13 protein-coding genes are annotated in these 13,984 nt (G+C 69.7%); 6 read left to right on the top strand and 7 right to left on the bottom strand.

The annotated features are described in order from the left end of the window. Positions 1–103 precede the first annotated feature (103 nt). The gene (locus OOT46_RS13445) at positions 104–634 is read right to left on the bottom strand and encodes a hypothetical protein (protein WP_265404120.1); all 531 of its coding nucleotides are present in this window, start codon (positions 632–634) and stop codon (positions 104–106) included. 298 nt (positions 635–932) lie between these two features. Then, complete coding sequence (gene rtcR / locus OOT46_RS13440) at positions 933–2,540, bottom strand: RNA repair transcriptional activator RtcR (RefSeq protein ID WP_265404119.1); 1,608 nt, start codon at positions 2,538–2,540, stop codon at positions 933–935. 207 nt (positions 2,541–2,747) lie between these two features. On the opposite strand from rtcR, the gene OOT46_RS13435 reads away from it, so the two are divergent. From OOT46_RS13435 to OOT46_RS13415, 5 genes are all read left to right on the top strand, one after another. Beyond that, complete coding sequence (locus tag OOT46_RS13435; protein ID WP_265404118.1) at positions 2,748–3,968, top strand: RtcB family protein; 1,221 nt, start codon at positions 2,748–2,750, stop codon at positions 3,966–3,968. A 2-nt stretch (positions 3,969–3,970) separates the two neighbouring features. Further along, complete coding sequence (gene rtcA, locus OOT46_RS13430) at positions 3,971–5,032, top strand: RNA 3'-terminal phosphate cyclase (protein WP_265404117.1); 1,062 nt, start codon at positions 3,971–3,973, stop codon at positions 5,030–5,032. A 482-nt stretch (positions 5,033–5,514) separates the two neighbouring features. Further along, positions 5,515–6,309 (top strand): 2-oxo-tetronate isomerase, encoded by a 795-nt coding sequence (gene otnI / locus OOT46_RS13425; RefSeq protein ID WP_265404116.1) that lies wholly within the window; start codon positions 5,515–5,517, stop codon positions 6,307–6,309. Positions 6,310–6,352: 43 nt separating this feature from the next. Further along, positions 6,353–7,249 carry an alpha/beta hydrolase gene (locus OOT46_RS13420; protein ID WP_265404115.1) on the top strand — a complete coding sequence of 299 codons (897 nt, stop codon included), beginning with the start codon at positions 6,353–6,355 and terminating at the stop codon, positions 7,247–7,249. 61 nt (positions 7,250–7,310) lie between these two features. Then, a complete protein-coding gene (locus OOT46_RS13415) occupies positions 7,311–8,771 on the top strand; it encodes a M20 family metallopeptidase (RefSeq protein WP_265404114.1) in 1,461 nt (486 codons plus the stop codon). Positions 8,772–8,786: 15 nt separating this feature from the next. Here OOT46_RS13415 and pdxY read toward each other — a convergent pair whose 3' ends face one another. The 4 genes from pdxY to OOT46_RS13395 all read right to left on the bottom strand — a co-directional run bounded on the left by pdxY (position 8,787) and on the right by OOT46_RS13395 (position 12,102). After that, the gene (gene pdxY, locus OOT46_RS13410) at positions 8,787–9,704 is read right to left on the bottom strand and encodes a pyridoxal kinase PdxY (RefSeq protein WP_265404113.1); all 918 of its coding nucleotides are present in this window, start codon (positions 9,702–9,704) and stop codon (positions 8,787–8,789) included. A 53-nt stretch (positions 9,705–9,757) separates the two neighbouring features. After that, complete coding sequence (locus OOT46_RS13405) at positions 9,758–10,411, bottom strand: amino acid ABC transporter permease (protein ID WP_265404112.1); 654 nt, start codon at positions 10,409–10,411, stop codon at positions 9,758–9,760. Between the two features lie 80 nt (positions 10,412–10,491). Continuing rightward, positions 10,492–11,286 carry a transporter substrate-binding domain-containing protein gene (locus OOT46_RS13400; protein ID WP_265404111.1) on the bottom strand — a complete coding sequence of 265 codons (795 nt, stop codon included), beginning with the start codon at positions 11,284–11,286 and terminating at the stop codon, positions 10,492–10,494. 75 nt (positions 11,287–11,361) lie between these two features. Further along, the gene (locus tag OOT46_RS13395) at positions 11,362–12,102 is read right to left on the bottom strand and encodes a 16S rRNA (uracil(1498)-N(3))-methyltransferase (RefSeq protein ID WP_265404110.1); all 741 of its coding nucleotides are present in this window, start codon (positions 12,100–12,102) and stop codon (positions 11,362–11,364) included. A 108-nt stretch (positions 12,103–12,210) separates the two neighbouring features. Between OOT46_RS13395 and OOT46_RS13390 the strand changes: the two genes are divergently transcribed. Beyond that, on the top strand, positions 12,211–13,353 hold the full coding sequence (locus OOT46_RS13390; RefSeq protein ID WP_265404109.1) for a hypothetical protein: 1,143 nt from the start codon (positions 12,211–12,213) through the stop codon (positions 13,351–13,353). Between the two features lie 111 nt (positions 13,354–13,464). Here the strand turns inward: OOT46_RS13390 and OOT46_RS13385 are convergent, their stop codons facing one another. Next, the gene (locus OOT46_RS13385; RefSeq protein ID WP_265404108.1) at positions 13,465–13,782 is read right to left on the bottom strand and encodes a DUF4148 domain-containing protein; all 318 of its coding nucleotides are present in this window, start codon (positions 13,780–13,782) and stop codon (positions 13,465–13,467) included. Between the last annotated feature and the right edge of the window lie 202 nt (positions 13,783–13,984).

Below are 13,984 nucleotides of genomic sequence, written 5' to 3'. Positions count from 1 at the left end.
TCCGCGCCGCGCCTAGCCTGCGACCGTTTTCGGCAGAACTTCGCAGCCGGTCCTCTTTGGCACCCAGTTGTGCCACGTCTCTGCGGGACACCCCGCTAGCACTTCAGAATCTCGCGCGCCAGTAGGCGCCCACGCCGTTGCGGCGGATGCGCAGCGACAGGCTGGAGTGGTCGTCGAACCTCAGCCGCAGCCCGCCGCGGGCAATGCCCCAGCGGGCGCTCGGCGACGGGGCCCACTCGAACTGCTCGCGGGCGCGCTCCCACTGGTTGGCATGGGCGCCCCAGTAACCCGGCGGCGGCTGCCAGGCCGGAGCGACAGCGGTGCCCTCGCCGCCCGCCGTCAAGCCGGGCGCCGGCGGCACGCCGCCCATCGGCGCGGCGCGGTAGGCAGCCAGGGGGCCGATGCGGCCCGGCGTTGCGGAAAGTGCGCTCTGCAGTGCAGCGCTCGGTGCGCTTGCTGTGCCCGCCGTGGCTGCGGTTTCGGGCTCCTTCAGCGGCCCGGGCGGCAAAGCCGCCGCGGCGGCTTCGGCGGCCCGATCGCCGCTCGGCAGCGGGGCCGCCAGGGCCAGCGCTTCGCCTTCCGCCGGGGTGTCGTCGGCCGCCGCGCCGCTGGCCAGCAGGACCGCTGCCAGCAAAACGGTGCAGGGCGCACGGCATCGCGGTCGGGGCGACAGCGGCTGCGGAGAACGCGGGCAGGGCTCAGCGCGGCGAGCAGCCTGAGGAGAAGGCAGTCGGCAAGACATGACAGACCTCCGCATCCAGAGTGGCCACCAAAGCGCGGCCGGGGCGCTGTGAGCGTCACCGGACGGAGGCGAAGTGTCTGTCGGAGGCCGCGAGCCCGCGTGTAGGAATCGAGGAAGCGTGCCCCGAAACCGCTGCCGCGGCCTACCGCGGCCGCTGTCGACGCCTCCCCTCCGCAGGTCGAGCGCCTGCCTACAGACTATCCCAGCCCAGCCCCCAGCGCGCCAGGTATTTCCGCAAGCGGTCGGCATCGTTGACCACCCGGCGCTGCCCGCGGCTGACGTTGAAGAGCCGCCGCCCCGCGTCCGACAGGCTGCGCGAGCTGCGGCATACCGCCACCACCTGGGCCAGCTGCAGGCGGTCGAACAGGTCCATCTGCTGCAGTGCGGCGGCATCGAGCAGTCCGTCCAGCACTTCCTCCGCGGCGGCCGGCGCCATGCTCTCGCTGTGACCGTCCTCGCGTTGCCACAGCCAGCTCAGCCGGGCGATTTCCGCCTCCACCAGCGCGACGGCGATGCGCCCGCTGTCCGCCAGGGTCGCCAGGCGGGTCACGGAGGCTGCCAGGTCGCGGAAGTTGCCGCGCCACACCGCCTCGCGCGACTGTGCGAAAGCCAGGTAGCGCGCCTTGGCCTCGGCGCTGAAGCGCACCAGGCGGCCCAGGTCGCGCGCCGCCTGCTCGAGCAGGAAGTCCAGGTTGGGTTCGATGTCCTCGGTGCGCTGGGCCAGTCCGGGCAGCTGGTAGCTCCAGAGGTTGATGCGGGCGAACAGATCGTCGCGGAAGCGGCCCGCCGCCACTGCTTCGCGCAGGTCGCAGTTGGTGCCCGCCACCAGCTGGAAGTCGCTCTCCACTTCGCGATCGGCGCCCACCGGGTAGAAGCGCTTTTCCTCGATCGCCTTCAGCAGCATGGCCTGCTCGTCCAGCCCCAGCTCGCCGATCTCGTCCAGGAACAGCACCCCCTGGTCGGCGCTGCGCAACAGGCCGGCGCGGTCGGCCGCGGCGCCCGTGAAGGCGCCGCGCCGGTGGCCGAACAGGGCGGAGGCCGCGCCGTCGCCGCGCAGGGTGGCGCAATTGACCTCGACAAAGGGCCCGCGGACCTGGTGGCGTGCCTTCTTCAGCTCGTACATGCGGCGCGCCAGCAGCGACTTGCCGGCGCCGGTCGGCCCCGTGAGCAGCAGGGGCGCGCGCGAGCGCACCGCCACCCGCTCGATCTCCTCCACCAGGGCATTGAAGTGCGGGTTGCGCGTGGCGATGCCGGATTTCAGGAAGCTCACCGCGTCGCGCTGCTCGCGCTCGAAACGCTGTGCCAGCGCGTCGTAGCGTGACAAGTCGAGGTCGATCAGGGTGTAGCTGCCCGGGTCACCCGCATGCTGGCGCTTCGGCGGTGCGCTCTGCAGCAGCACGCCGGGGATGTAGCGCGCCTCCACCAGCAGGAACAGGCAGATCTGCGCGACATGGGTGCCGGTGGTGATGTGGGCCCAGTACTCCTCCCGCTCGGGTTGGAAGGCATAGCCGCGCGCCCAGTCGAACAAGGCGCCGTAGACCTCGCCGAAGTCCCACGGGTCGTCGAGGTCGAGCCGGACCGGGCGCACCTTCGTCTCGGGCGAGACGCTCATGATGTCGGCCGTGAGGCTGTGCGCCAGTTCCTCGTGTCGCGGCGTGTACAGGAGCTCCAGCCGGTCGACCACGAAGTCCGCGTGCTGCACCAGCGAGACCGTGGGGCGCCATTTCTCCCAGCGCCCGGCGCCGTTGCCGCCGTCCAGCTGGGTGCCGAGGAAGCCGAGGACGACCTTCTTCTTCATGATCCTGTGGGCTAGTTGGCTCGCTTTGATTCTAGTTCTCTTGAGGAAGCAGGCAGGACAGGACGCCAGGACTTTGCCGGAGATCGAGAAAAAAGTCCTTTAGGATCAACGTCTTGCGACGTGTTGTGAGGGCGTCGGCGACGCCTGGCATGGCCCGTGCAATTCTTCTCGCAGCAGCTCCACAGCTGCAGGAATAAGGAGTGAGCCATGAACGAACAGAACTACAACATCGAAGAAGTGCCCGGTGGCGTGCCGGTGAAGATGTGGACGCACGGCGTCCCGGTCGAGGACGATGCCAAGCGCCAGCTCGCCAATGCCGCGCGCCTGCCGGTCGTGTTCAAGCACATCGCGGCCATGCCGGACGTGCACCTGGGCATCGGCGCGACGGTGGGCTCGGTGATCCCGACCCTCAAGGCCATCATCCCGGCCGCGGTGGGTGTGGACATCGGCTGCGGCATGATCGCGGCCAAGACCACCCTCGCGGCCTCGGACCTGCCCGACAACCTCGGTCCGCTGCGTTCGGCGATCGAGCGCGCGGTGCCGCACGGACGCTCGCCGGGCGCGCGTGATCCCGGCGCGTGGCACAAGGTGCCCGGCGCGGTGGACACCGCCTGGGCGCAACTGGAGCCCGAGTTCACCGAGCTGTGCCGCGACTACCCGAAGCTGGAGAAGACCAACCATCGCAACCACCTCGGCACCCTGGGTACCGGCAACCACTTCATCGAGGTCTGCCTGGACGAGGAGGGTTTCGTGTGGTTCATGCTGCACTCGGGCTCGCGCGGCGTCGGCAACGCGATCGGCACCATGTTCATCGAGCTGGCCAAGCAGGACGCGATGCGCCACGAGGCCAACCTGCCCGACCGCGACCTGGCCTACTTCGAGGAAGGCTCGCGCTACTTCGGTGACTACGTGCGGGCCGTCGGCTGGGCGCAGAAGTTCGCGCAGCTCAACCGCGAGGTGATGATGCGCCGCGTGATCGAGGCCGCCAAGACCGTGATCCGCAAGAACTTCCAGAGCCACATCGAGGCGGTGAACTGCCACCACAACTATGTGCAGAAGGAGCGCCACTTTGGCGCGGACGTGTACGTGACCCGCAAGGGTGCCGTGAGCGCCAAGAAGGGCGAGCTGGGCATCATCCCGGGCAGCATGGGCGCGCGCAGCTACATCGTGCGCGGCAAGGGCAACCCGGAGAGCTTCGAAAGCTGCTCGCACGGAGCCGGCCGCACGATGAGCCGTGGCGAGGCCAAGCGCCGCTTCACGCTGGCCGACCAGCGTGCCGCCACCGAAGGCGTCGAGTGCCGCAAGGACAAGGACGTGATCGACGAGATCCCGATGGCCTACAAGGACATCGATGCGGTGATGGAGGCACAGCGCGACCTGGTGGACGTGGTGCACACGCTCAAGCAGGTGGTGTGCGTGAAGGGATGAGCATGGGCGACAAGAACAACATCAAGGCCGTGAGCCTGGACGGCTCGCAAGGCGAGGGGGGCGGCCAGATCCTGCGCACCTCGCTGGCTTTGTCGATGCTGACGGGCCGTCCGCTGCGCATCGAGAACATCCGCGCCCGCCGCGCCAAGCCTGGCCTGATGCGGCAGCACCTGGTGTGCGTACAGGCGGCCGCCGCGATCAGCGGCGCCGAGGTGGAGGGCGCGGAGCTCGGTTCGCAGCAGCTCGCCTTCACACCGGGCCCGGTGAAGGCAGGCGACTACCGGTTCGCCATTTCGAGTGCCGGCAGCTGCACGCTGGTGCTGCAGACGGTGCTGCCGCCCCTGCTGTTCGCGGACGCCCCGAGCCGCATCGAGCTTTCCGGCGGCACCCACAACCCGATGGCGCCGCCTTTCCACTTCCTCGAGCGCGCCTGGCTGCCGCTGCTGCGGCGCATGGGCGGCGAGGTGGAGCTGTCGCTGCGTCGCCACGGCTTCTACCCGGCCGGTGGCGGCGAGGTCACGGCCCACGTCGTCCCGCAATCCGGCGGGCTGCGGCCTTTGCACCTGAGCGAGCGGGGCGAGTTGCGCGAAGCCTATGCCGAAAGCCTGGTGGCCGGCGTGCCGCGCAGCGTGGCGCAGCGCGAGCTCGAGGTGCTGGGTCGCGTGTTGTCCTGGAGCGGCGAGCAGCTTCGCACGCCGGCCATGCGCCAGAACGAGGGCCCGGGTAATGTCTTGATGGCCACGCTGGGGTTCGAGCATGTCACCGAAGTTTTCACCGAGTTCGGCGAGCGTGGCCGTTCGGCCGAGGAGGTCGCGCAGCGCCTGCTGGCCGAGATGCGCCCCTATCGGGACAGCACGGCCGCGGTCGGTCCGCACCTGTGCGACCAGCTCGCTCTGCTGGTCGCGCTGGCCGGCGAGGGCCACTACACGAGCAGCGAAATCACCGAGCATTCCCGTACAAATTTCCGCGTGATACAGCAGTTCTTGCCAGTGTCGTTCCGGACCGAGGCGCTGGAAGGGGCCTGGAAGGTGTCGGTCGCGGCCACGATGCCTGGGTCGGGTTAAGGCTTGACACACCGGGGCCCAGGCCGCGAAGATGAACGAAAGGACAGCGCAAGCAGGAACGCCAGCCGCAGGAGTCACATCCAGGGCCGGGAACCGGGGCTTTGAGCGGGAAAAAGCCGGCGCGGGACAATCCGGGCGGCAAGTTTTGCCCGTATTGCCGCAAGGACTGCCCCTCGGCTCACCGAGCCGAGGAGGTCCGCAGACAAAAGGCGCCCCGAACCCGGACCGCCCAAGCTAGGTGAGGGAGGGTCGGAGAGGGAGGAGCGGGCCGGTATACGTCCGGGGCGCCATAAACCACTGAGAACACAGCAGCAATCGCCGTGCCAACCCTCGGAGCTGGCTCCGGGGGCTGTTTTCCCGCCTTTTTCGCTGTCTCTCGGAACCCTGCCGTAGCGGCCTGCCGGGGCCTTCGCACCGGACCAGGATTGCCATTCCTATCCGCCGTTCGCATTCCTTTCCTCTTTGCTTTCCCTTCTTCACCGATGCCGCGCTTTGCTGCCAACCTGTCTCTGCTCTACACCGAGCTGCCCTTCCTGGATCGTTTTGCCGCGGCCGCGCGCGATGGCTTCAAAGGAGTGGAGTTCCTGTTTCCCTACGAACACGATCTTGCCGAGACCGCTGCGCGACGCCGCGATGCGGGGCTGCAGCAGGTGCTGTTCAACGCGCCGCCCGGCGATTGGACGCGCGGCGAGCGCGGCCTGGCCTGCCTGCCGGGCCGGCAAGACGAGTTCCGCCGGGGCATCGTCCAGGCGCTGGAATGTGCCGAGGCGCTGTCCTGCCCGCTCATCCATGTGATGGCCGGCCGGGTGCCGGCCGGCGTCGAATCCGCCGAGCTGCACGACACCTATGTCGACAACCTCGCCTGGGCGGCCGCCCAGGCGGGCGCCTGTGGTCGGCGGCTGAGCATCGAGCCCATCAACCCGCGCGACATGCCCGGCTATCTGCTCACGCGCCAGGACCAGGCCCACCAGGTCCTGGCGCAGGTCGGTTCGCCGCACCTGGCGGTCCAGATGGACCTCTACCACTGCCAGATCGTCGAGGGCGACCTCGCGACCAAGCTGCGGCATTACCTGCCCGGTGGCCGGGTCGCCCACCTGCAGATCGCCGGGGTTCCCGAGCGTCACGAGCCCGACGTCGGGGAATTGAACTACGCTTACCTGTTCGAGCTGATCGACTCGCTCGGTTATCCCGGCTGGGTGGGCTGCGAATACCGGCCGCGCCTGGGCGCCGTGCCGGATGGCACCCGTCTGGGCCTGGGCTGGCGGCCCCCAGGCTGACCCGATGGCGCGAAACGAAGCCGCTGCGTACACTGCGCCGACCATGAGTGCCGTTTTTGCCCCCTCTCCTGCCGCTGCCTCCGCGCCCAAGGTCGACAGCGCTCCATCCACTTTGACGCTGTCGGGCCTCGCGGCCTGCGACGGTACCCGCCTGGCGCTGCGGCGCTGGCCGGAGCCCGAGGGGACGACGCGTGCCAACCTGCTGATCGTGCACGGCCTGGGCGAGCACAGCGGCCGCTACGAGCATGTGGGCCGCCGCCTTCGCGACGCGGGTCTGCGTGTGTTTGCCTACGATCACCGGGGCCACGGCCAGTCCGAAGGCGGGCGCGGCCGGCTGGCGCGTCCCGACGACCTGCTCACCGACCTGGCGTGCGTGCTCGACGCCCTGCGCGCCGAGCACGGCGGGCCCTGGGTGCTGCTGGGCCACAGCATGGGCGGCCTCGTCACGGCGCGTTTTGTGGCCGAGGGGCTGCGCCCGGTGGACGGGCTCGTCCTCAGCTCACCGGCCCTGGACAGTGGACTGTCGGTCTTCACGCGGGCGCTGTTGACCGTCGCGCATGTGCTGGCACGCAACCTCCCGATGGGCAACGGCCTCGATCCCACCGGCGTCTCACGCGACGCCGCCGTGGTGGCCGCCTACCGGGCCGACCCGCTGGTGCACGACCGGGTCACGGCGCGGCTGGTGCGTTTTATCGTCGACGGGGGCGCCTACGTGCTGCAGCGGGCGGCCGGCTGGCGTGTGCCGACGCTGCTGCTGTGGGCGGGCTGCGACCGTCTGGTGCGGCCTGCGGGCAGCGAGGCTTTTGCGCGGCGTGCGCCGGCCGCGCAGGTGCAGGCCCGGTGTTTCCCCGAGATGTTCCACGAATTGCTCAACGAGCCCGACCAGGCGGCTGTCTTCGAGGCGGTCGAGTCCTGGCTGGACACGCGATTCCCCCGCTGATGCAGGGTCTGGCGGCCAGCCTACACTGGCTCCACGCCCAACCATCGTCAGGAGTCCCCGCATGAACGCCCCGGACCGCTTTGCCTCCACGCCGCAGCCGGACGCCGCGGCCTTGCAGACCTTCATCGACGAGACCTGGGACCGCGAGATCGTCCCGGCGCTCACCGAGTACATCCGCATTCCCGCCAAGTCACCCGGTTTCGACCCTGACTGGGCGCGCAACGGCCACATCGACAGCGTGGTCCGCAACGCCGCGGCCTGGGCCGAGGGCAAGCGCCTCGCCGGTTTCAAGCTGGAGGTGGTGCGCCTGCCGGGTCGCACGCCAGTGATCTTTTTCGAGGTGCCGGCCACCGGTGCCGGCAGCGGCAAGACCGCGCTGATGTACGGTCACCTCGACAAGCAGCCCGAGTTCAGCGGCTGGCGCAGCGACCTCGGACCCTGGACGCCCAAGTACGAGGACGGCAAGCTCTACGGCCGCGGCGGCGCGGACGACGGGTACGCGATCTATGCCGCGGTCACCGCGCTGCTGGCGCTCGATCGTCAGGGCGTCGGCCGTCCCCGCGTGGTGGGCCTGATCGAGACCTGCGAGGAAAGCGGCTCCTACGACCTGCCGGCGTACATCGAGGTGCTGCAGGACCGTCTGGGCGACGTGGGGCTGGTGGTCTGCCTTGATTCCGGCGCCGGCAACTACGACCAGCTCTGGCTCACCACCTCGCTGCGCGGCATGGCCAGCGGTGTGCTGAAGGTCGAGGTGCTGACCGAAGGGGTGCACTCGGGTGACGCCAGCGGCCTGGTGCCGTCGAGCTTCCGGGTCCTGCGCCAGGTGCTGGATCGCCTGGAGGACGCCAAGAGCGGCCGCCTGCTGCCCGCCAGCTTCCATTGCGAGATCCCGGCCGAGCGCATCGAGCAGGCACATGCCGCGGCGGCCATCCTCGGCGACAAGGTGTGGAAGTCCTATCCCTGGGCCTGCGGCGCCGAGGGGCAGTCGGTGCTGCCGACCACCACCGATCCCGCCGAGGCGCTGCTGCGCCGCACCTGGCACCCCACCCTCAGCGTCACCGGGACCGAAGGTTTTCCGGCGCTCCAAGACGCTGGCAATGTGCTGCGGCCCTACAGCGCCTTCAAGCTCTCGCTGCGCCTGCCGCCGCCGGTGGACGCGGTCGCGGCGACGCAGGAGCTCAAGCGCCTGCTGGAGCTGGACCCGCCCTATCAGGCCAAAGTCACCTTCGAGGCCGAGCACGGCGCCACCGGCTGGAATGCGCCCGGCCTGGCACCCTGGCTGCAGCAGGCGCTGGAGGGCGCCTCGCGCACCTTCTACGGCGCGCCGCTCGGCTACATCGGCCAGGGAGGCACCATTCCGCTGATGAATCTGCTGCAGGAGAGTTTCGCGCAGGCGCAGATGATGGTGTGCGGCGTGCTAGGCCCCAAGAGCAATGCGCACGGGCCCAACGAGTTCCTGCACGTGCCGTATGCCAAGCGGCTCACCGCGGCGGTCGCGGCGGTGGTGGCAGCGCAGCCCTGACGGGCTCGGGCAGCGTCAGAGCAGCGAGCCGGTCAGTGGACCGGTCGGCGAGCCGGGGCCGGACAACGCCGAGAGCACCTGGAAGGCCACCGCCTCGAAACGCTGCTGCGGCTCGATCAGCTGGGCCTGCTCCGCCACCAGCGGCAGGTCGCGCGAGCCGCCCGGGGTGCGCAGCACCAGCGCGTACAACACCGACACCGCATGCGAGAGGGCCTCGGGCAGCGCGTCGCCGCACAGCAGCCGGCCGAGCAGCAGGGCCGAGAACACGTCGCCCATGCCGTTGGGCAGCGGTGTCAGCGGCACGAAGGGCGTGCTGACGGTCCAGGCCTGCTCGCGTGTGACGGCCAGGGTCTCCAGCGTATCGGGCCGCACGTCGGGCGTGCGCAGCGAAGTGATCACCACGGCCTTCGGGCCGAGAGAGCGGGCGGCGGTCACCGCGTCGTCGCGCGAGACCACCGGGCGACCGATCAGCTGTTCGAACTCGAACTGGTTGGGGGTGATCAGGTCGGCCTGGGGCACCGCGCGGTCACGGTGGAATTCCGGGATGCCCGGCCGCACGAACAGCCCGCGGCCCACGTCGCCCATCACCGGATCGCAGCAGTAGAGCACCTCGCCGCGCGCCGCCTTGACCTCTGCCACCGCCTGCAGAATGGCCTCGCCGATCGCCGCGTCGCCCAGGTAGCCGGACAGTACCGCATCGCAGCGCGCCAGCACGCCGCGGGCACGCAGGCCGTCGAGCACCTCCAGCACATGGAGTGCGCTGAAGACCTGGCCTTTGAACTCGCCGTATCCCGTGTGGTTGGAGAACTGCACCGTGTGGATCGCCACCGGGCTGAGGCCGAGCCGCTGCAGCGGGAACACCGCGGCGGCGTTGCCGACATGGCCGTAGGCCACGTGCGACTGGATCGTCAGGACGTGTCGAGGGGCGTTCATGCGTTCTATTGTGCGGCGCCTGTCGTGTCCTTGCTGCGGCACCGCCGCTGCCCTCAGTGCGGGAACGCCAGCCGCTTCTCCAGGCGCCGCTGCACCTGCTCGAAACACAGGCTCAGCAGCCAATAGACGCCGGCCGCGGCGAGGTAGAGCGGAAAGGGCTGGAAGGTGGTCGAGATCAGCTCCTTGGTCGCCAGCATCAGTTCGGTGACCGCGATCACCGAGACCAGCGAGGTGTCCTTGATCAGGCTGATCAGGCTGTTGCTCAGGCTGGGCACGGCCATGCGCAAGGCCTGCGGCGCGACGATGTGGCGCAGGGTCTGCAGGTGGGTCAGCCCGAGGCTGGTGCCGGCCATCCACTGCCCGCGGCCGACACCCGTCACGGCGCCGCGCAGGCTTTCGGAGAGGTAGGCCGCGACGTTGAGTGTCAGCGCCAGGATGCCCGCCGTCAGCGGCGAAAACTCGATGCCGACGCTCGGCAGCCCGTAGTAGACGATAAACACCTGCACCAGCAGCGGCGTGCCGCGCATCGCGCTGACATAGACCGTCGCCGCCTGGCGCAGCAGCGGCAGCTCCAGCACGCGCACCAGCGCCACCAGCGCGCCGAGTGCCAAGCCCAGCACCATCGCCGAAACCGCGAAGATGAGTGTGTAGCCGGTGGCGCGCAACATCACCGGGGCGGCCAGTTCGAACAGCGCAAGCAGGTCCATGGTGGGGTCTTGTTGGGATCTGCACCCGGTGCCGCCCGGGCAGGGGCGGCACGCTGCGGATCAGATCGGGCGCAGCCGCATCAGGGCGCGACGGGCGGCTTGCTGACGTCGCGGCCGAACCACTTGGTCGAGATCTTCGCGAAACTGCCGTCGGCCTTCAGGTCCGCCAAGGCCTTGTCGATCGCCTGCTTGAACGCGGGGCTGCCCTTGCGGAAGGGGATCGCGTTGCTCTCGACGGCCCCCAGCGGCGCACCGGCCTTCACCGGGAGCCGGGTCTTCTGCGCCAGGTAGGGGATCAGCAGGCTGTCATTGAGCGCCACATCGATGCGCCCGGTGGCGAGGTCCTGCAGGTACTCCGGCGCGCCGGGATACACCTTGACCTCGGCGCCCTCGATGGAGCGGGCCAGGTCGGCGTAGTTGCTGCCCTGGCCGACGCCGATCTTCTTGCCCTTGAGGTCGGCCGGGCCCTGGATCTTGCGCGTCTCATTGTTGCGCACGATCAGCTGCGGGCTGGACAGCACATAAGGCTCGCTGAAATCGAAGGTCTTGCGGCGCGCCTCGGTGGCGGCGACCTGGTTGACGATGACGTCGTACTTGCCGGCCTGCAGGCCGGCCAGGATGCCGCTCCACTCGGTGGTCGTGAACTGCGGCTTGACACCCAGCTTGGTGGCGATGGCCTCCGCGATCTCGACGTCGAAGCCGGTCAGGCGACCCTGTTCGTCGCGGTAGTTGAAGGGCGGGTAGCTGCCTTCCAGGGCGATACGCAGGCTGCCGCGCTGCTTCACTTCATCCAGCAGATCGGCGGCGCCTGCCGAAGGCGCCACCAGGGCCAGACCGAGGCCGGCCAGCGCCAGCCAGGATTTGAAGGTCTTCATATTCCTCCAGTGCATCAAAAGTGGATTTGATATGCAGAATGATCGCACATGAAGTGATCAAGCGGGAGCCCGCCGTCAGGAAATCCCCACGGACAGGCCGACGCATACCAGGGCCGCCAACGGTGCCGTCTCCGCGCGTAGCACACGCGGGCCCAGCGTGACCGGCTGCAAGCCACGGTCCCGGGCCGCCTGCTCCTCGGCGGGGGCCAGGCCGCCCTCGGGGCCGCTCAGGAACAGCGCGGAACCGGCCGGCCGGCCCAGCGAAGCCAGCGGCACCGCGTCCTGCAGGCTCAGCACCGCCCGCAGGCCCGGCCCGTCGGTCAAGCCGGCGCACCAGTCGCGCAGCGACCGGACCGGCTCGACCCGCGGCACCCGCGTGCGCCCGCTCTGCTCGCTGGCCGCGATGGCCACGCCCTGCCAGTGCGCCACCTTCTTGTCGGCCCGTTCACCGGAGAGCCGCAGCACCGAGCGTTCGCAGACCAAAGGCTGGATCACGGCCACCCCCAGCTCGGTCGCCTTCTCGACCAGCCAGTCCATGCGTTCGTTGGCCGGCATGCCGACCGCCACCGTGACCTCCAGCGGCAGCTCGCGCTCGACGGCCAGGGGTTCCAGCACCTCGACCTCCACCTCGCTGCGGCCCATGCGGGTCACCCGTGCGCGCCATTCGCCGCCTTCGCCGTTGAACAGGGTGAGGGTGTCGCCGGGCTGCAGACGCAGCACCTGGACATGGCGGGCCGGGCCGGGCGGCAGTGCCAGGGTCGTGGCCGCGGCCAGCGGCAAGGGAGCGTAGAGGCGGGGCGTGGATCGGGACGTCATGGCGCGCAGTGTGCACCAGCGGCCGTGCGCTTGAAGCCGGTCTGCTGACAGCGTTTGTCAGGGGCTTTGCGTTAGCCTCGGGCGATCGCGCTGCCTTGTTTTGTCTGCATGAGCCCGTCTCCCGCCCCTGCCCCCGCGCCCGCTCCCCTGCTGAAGGACGGCTTCAATGCCGCCACCGTCGAAGGGATTGCCGACGGCCTGCTGTCGGCTCACCCCGCCTTCGATCGAGCGGGCTTCCTTGCGGCCTGCCTCGACGGTTTCGAGTCGCTCAGCCTGATGGAGCGCGTCGGCCGGGTGGCCCGCACGATGGTGGATTTCCTGCCGCCGTCCTACCCCGAGGCGCTGCAGGTGCTGCACCGGGCCATGGGGCCGGCGCCGCAGGACAGCGGCGAGAGCGAGGGCATCGCGGTCTTCCGCCATGCGTCCCACCTGCAGTTCGTCGCCGAGGCCGGTCTCGGCGATCCGCAGGCCTCGCTGGATGCGCTGGAGCGCATGACCTGCCGATTCAGCGGCGAGTTCGCGATCCGGCCTTTCCTGGAGCAGGACCCGGTCGGCACCCTGCGGCGCATGCAGGCCTGGTCCCGACATCCCGACTGGCATGTGCGCCGGCTCGCCAGCGAAGGCTCGCGTCCACTGCTGCCCTGGGCGCGGCGGGTCTCCCACCTGATGGCCGAGCCCGCGCTGACGGTGCCCCTGATCGACCCCCTCGCGGCGGACCCGCACGAGGTGGTGCGCCGTTCAGCGGCCAACCACCTCAACGACCTCAGCCGGCTGGACGCCGCGCTGGCCGTCCGCACCGCTGCGGGCTGGCTGGAGGCGGGCAGCCTGCACGCGCGGCGCAGCGTCGAGCGCGGGCTGCGCACGCTCGTCAAGCAGGGGCACCCCGAGGCGCTGGCCCTGCTGGGTTTTGCGCCCGCACCCGACGTGGTCCTCGAAGGGCTGACCCTCGACCGCAAGCGGCTCGCCGTGGGCGAGCGGCTGGGCTTCAGCTTCCAACTGCTTTGCCCCGGCACGACGCGCGCCTGCGTCGATTACGCGGTGCACTACGCGGCCGCGCGCGGCGGGCAACGCCGCAAGGTTTTCAAGGGAGAGGTGCGCGAGCTGCGACCGGGCCACTCTGAGGCCTTCACCTTCACACGGGACTTCTCGCCGCGCACGACCCGCAAGCTCTACCCCGGGCCGCACCGCATCGAGGTGCTGGTGAACGGCCGCACGCTGGGCGAGGCCGGCTTCGAGTTGGCGCTCGGCTGAGCCCTGCTTCCACCTGCCGGGCGCCGCGGCGCAGCCATGAAAAAAGCCCGCCGGAGCGGGCTTTTCCTTCGTCGTCACCAGCAGCGGGCCGCTTGGGCCCGCCCTTCAAGCTCAGCCGCCGACGTTGATCGGGGCAGCGCTGGGCTGGGTGCGCAGGAAGCTGGCGGTTTCCTGCTTCACGTCCTCGCGGGTGCGGGCGGTGGCGGTAGCAGCCTGCGCGGGCAGCACGGTGGCTTCGCCGCTGAACACGGCCAGTTGTTCACCTTGGGCGCGGGCCTGGGCCAGCTCGGCCTTCACTTCGGCGCGGGTCTTCAGCGACTGCGCTTCGCGGGTCCAGGTCTGGTCGAAGTCGTTCGCTTCACCGGCAAAGGCGCCGGCGGCAGCAAAAGCGGTCATCGCGGCAACGATCAGGGTCTTCTTGGCGTTCATGTTCAGCTCCATTCACAAGCGGGTTAGGTCCGGGTCGGCAGGATCAGCCCCCGGCCCCTCGCTGAGTCGCAACCGTTGGTCGTTTGTGCTCATCGATGGGATGAACTTTAGGTGTTAACCCTTGGCGGAAAAACGGGCCTGGCTACAATGAATCGTTTCGGAAACCGCAACAAAGGGGAAGGCTGTGGACCGTCTGCATTCG

This window comes from Aquabacterium sp. A7-Y, assembly GCF_026153205.1.
Classification (GTDB): domain Bacteria; phylum Pseudomonadota; class Gammaproteobacteria; order Burkholderiales; family Burkholderiaceae_C; genus Caldimonas.
The sequence above is the reverse complement of the archived record's forward strand: the minus strand, read 5'-3'. Positions and strand labels throughout refer to the sequence as shown.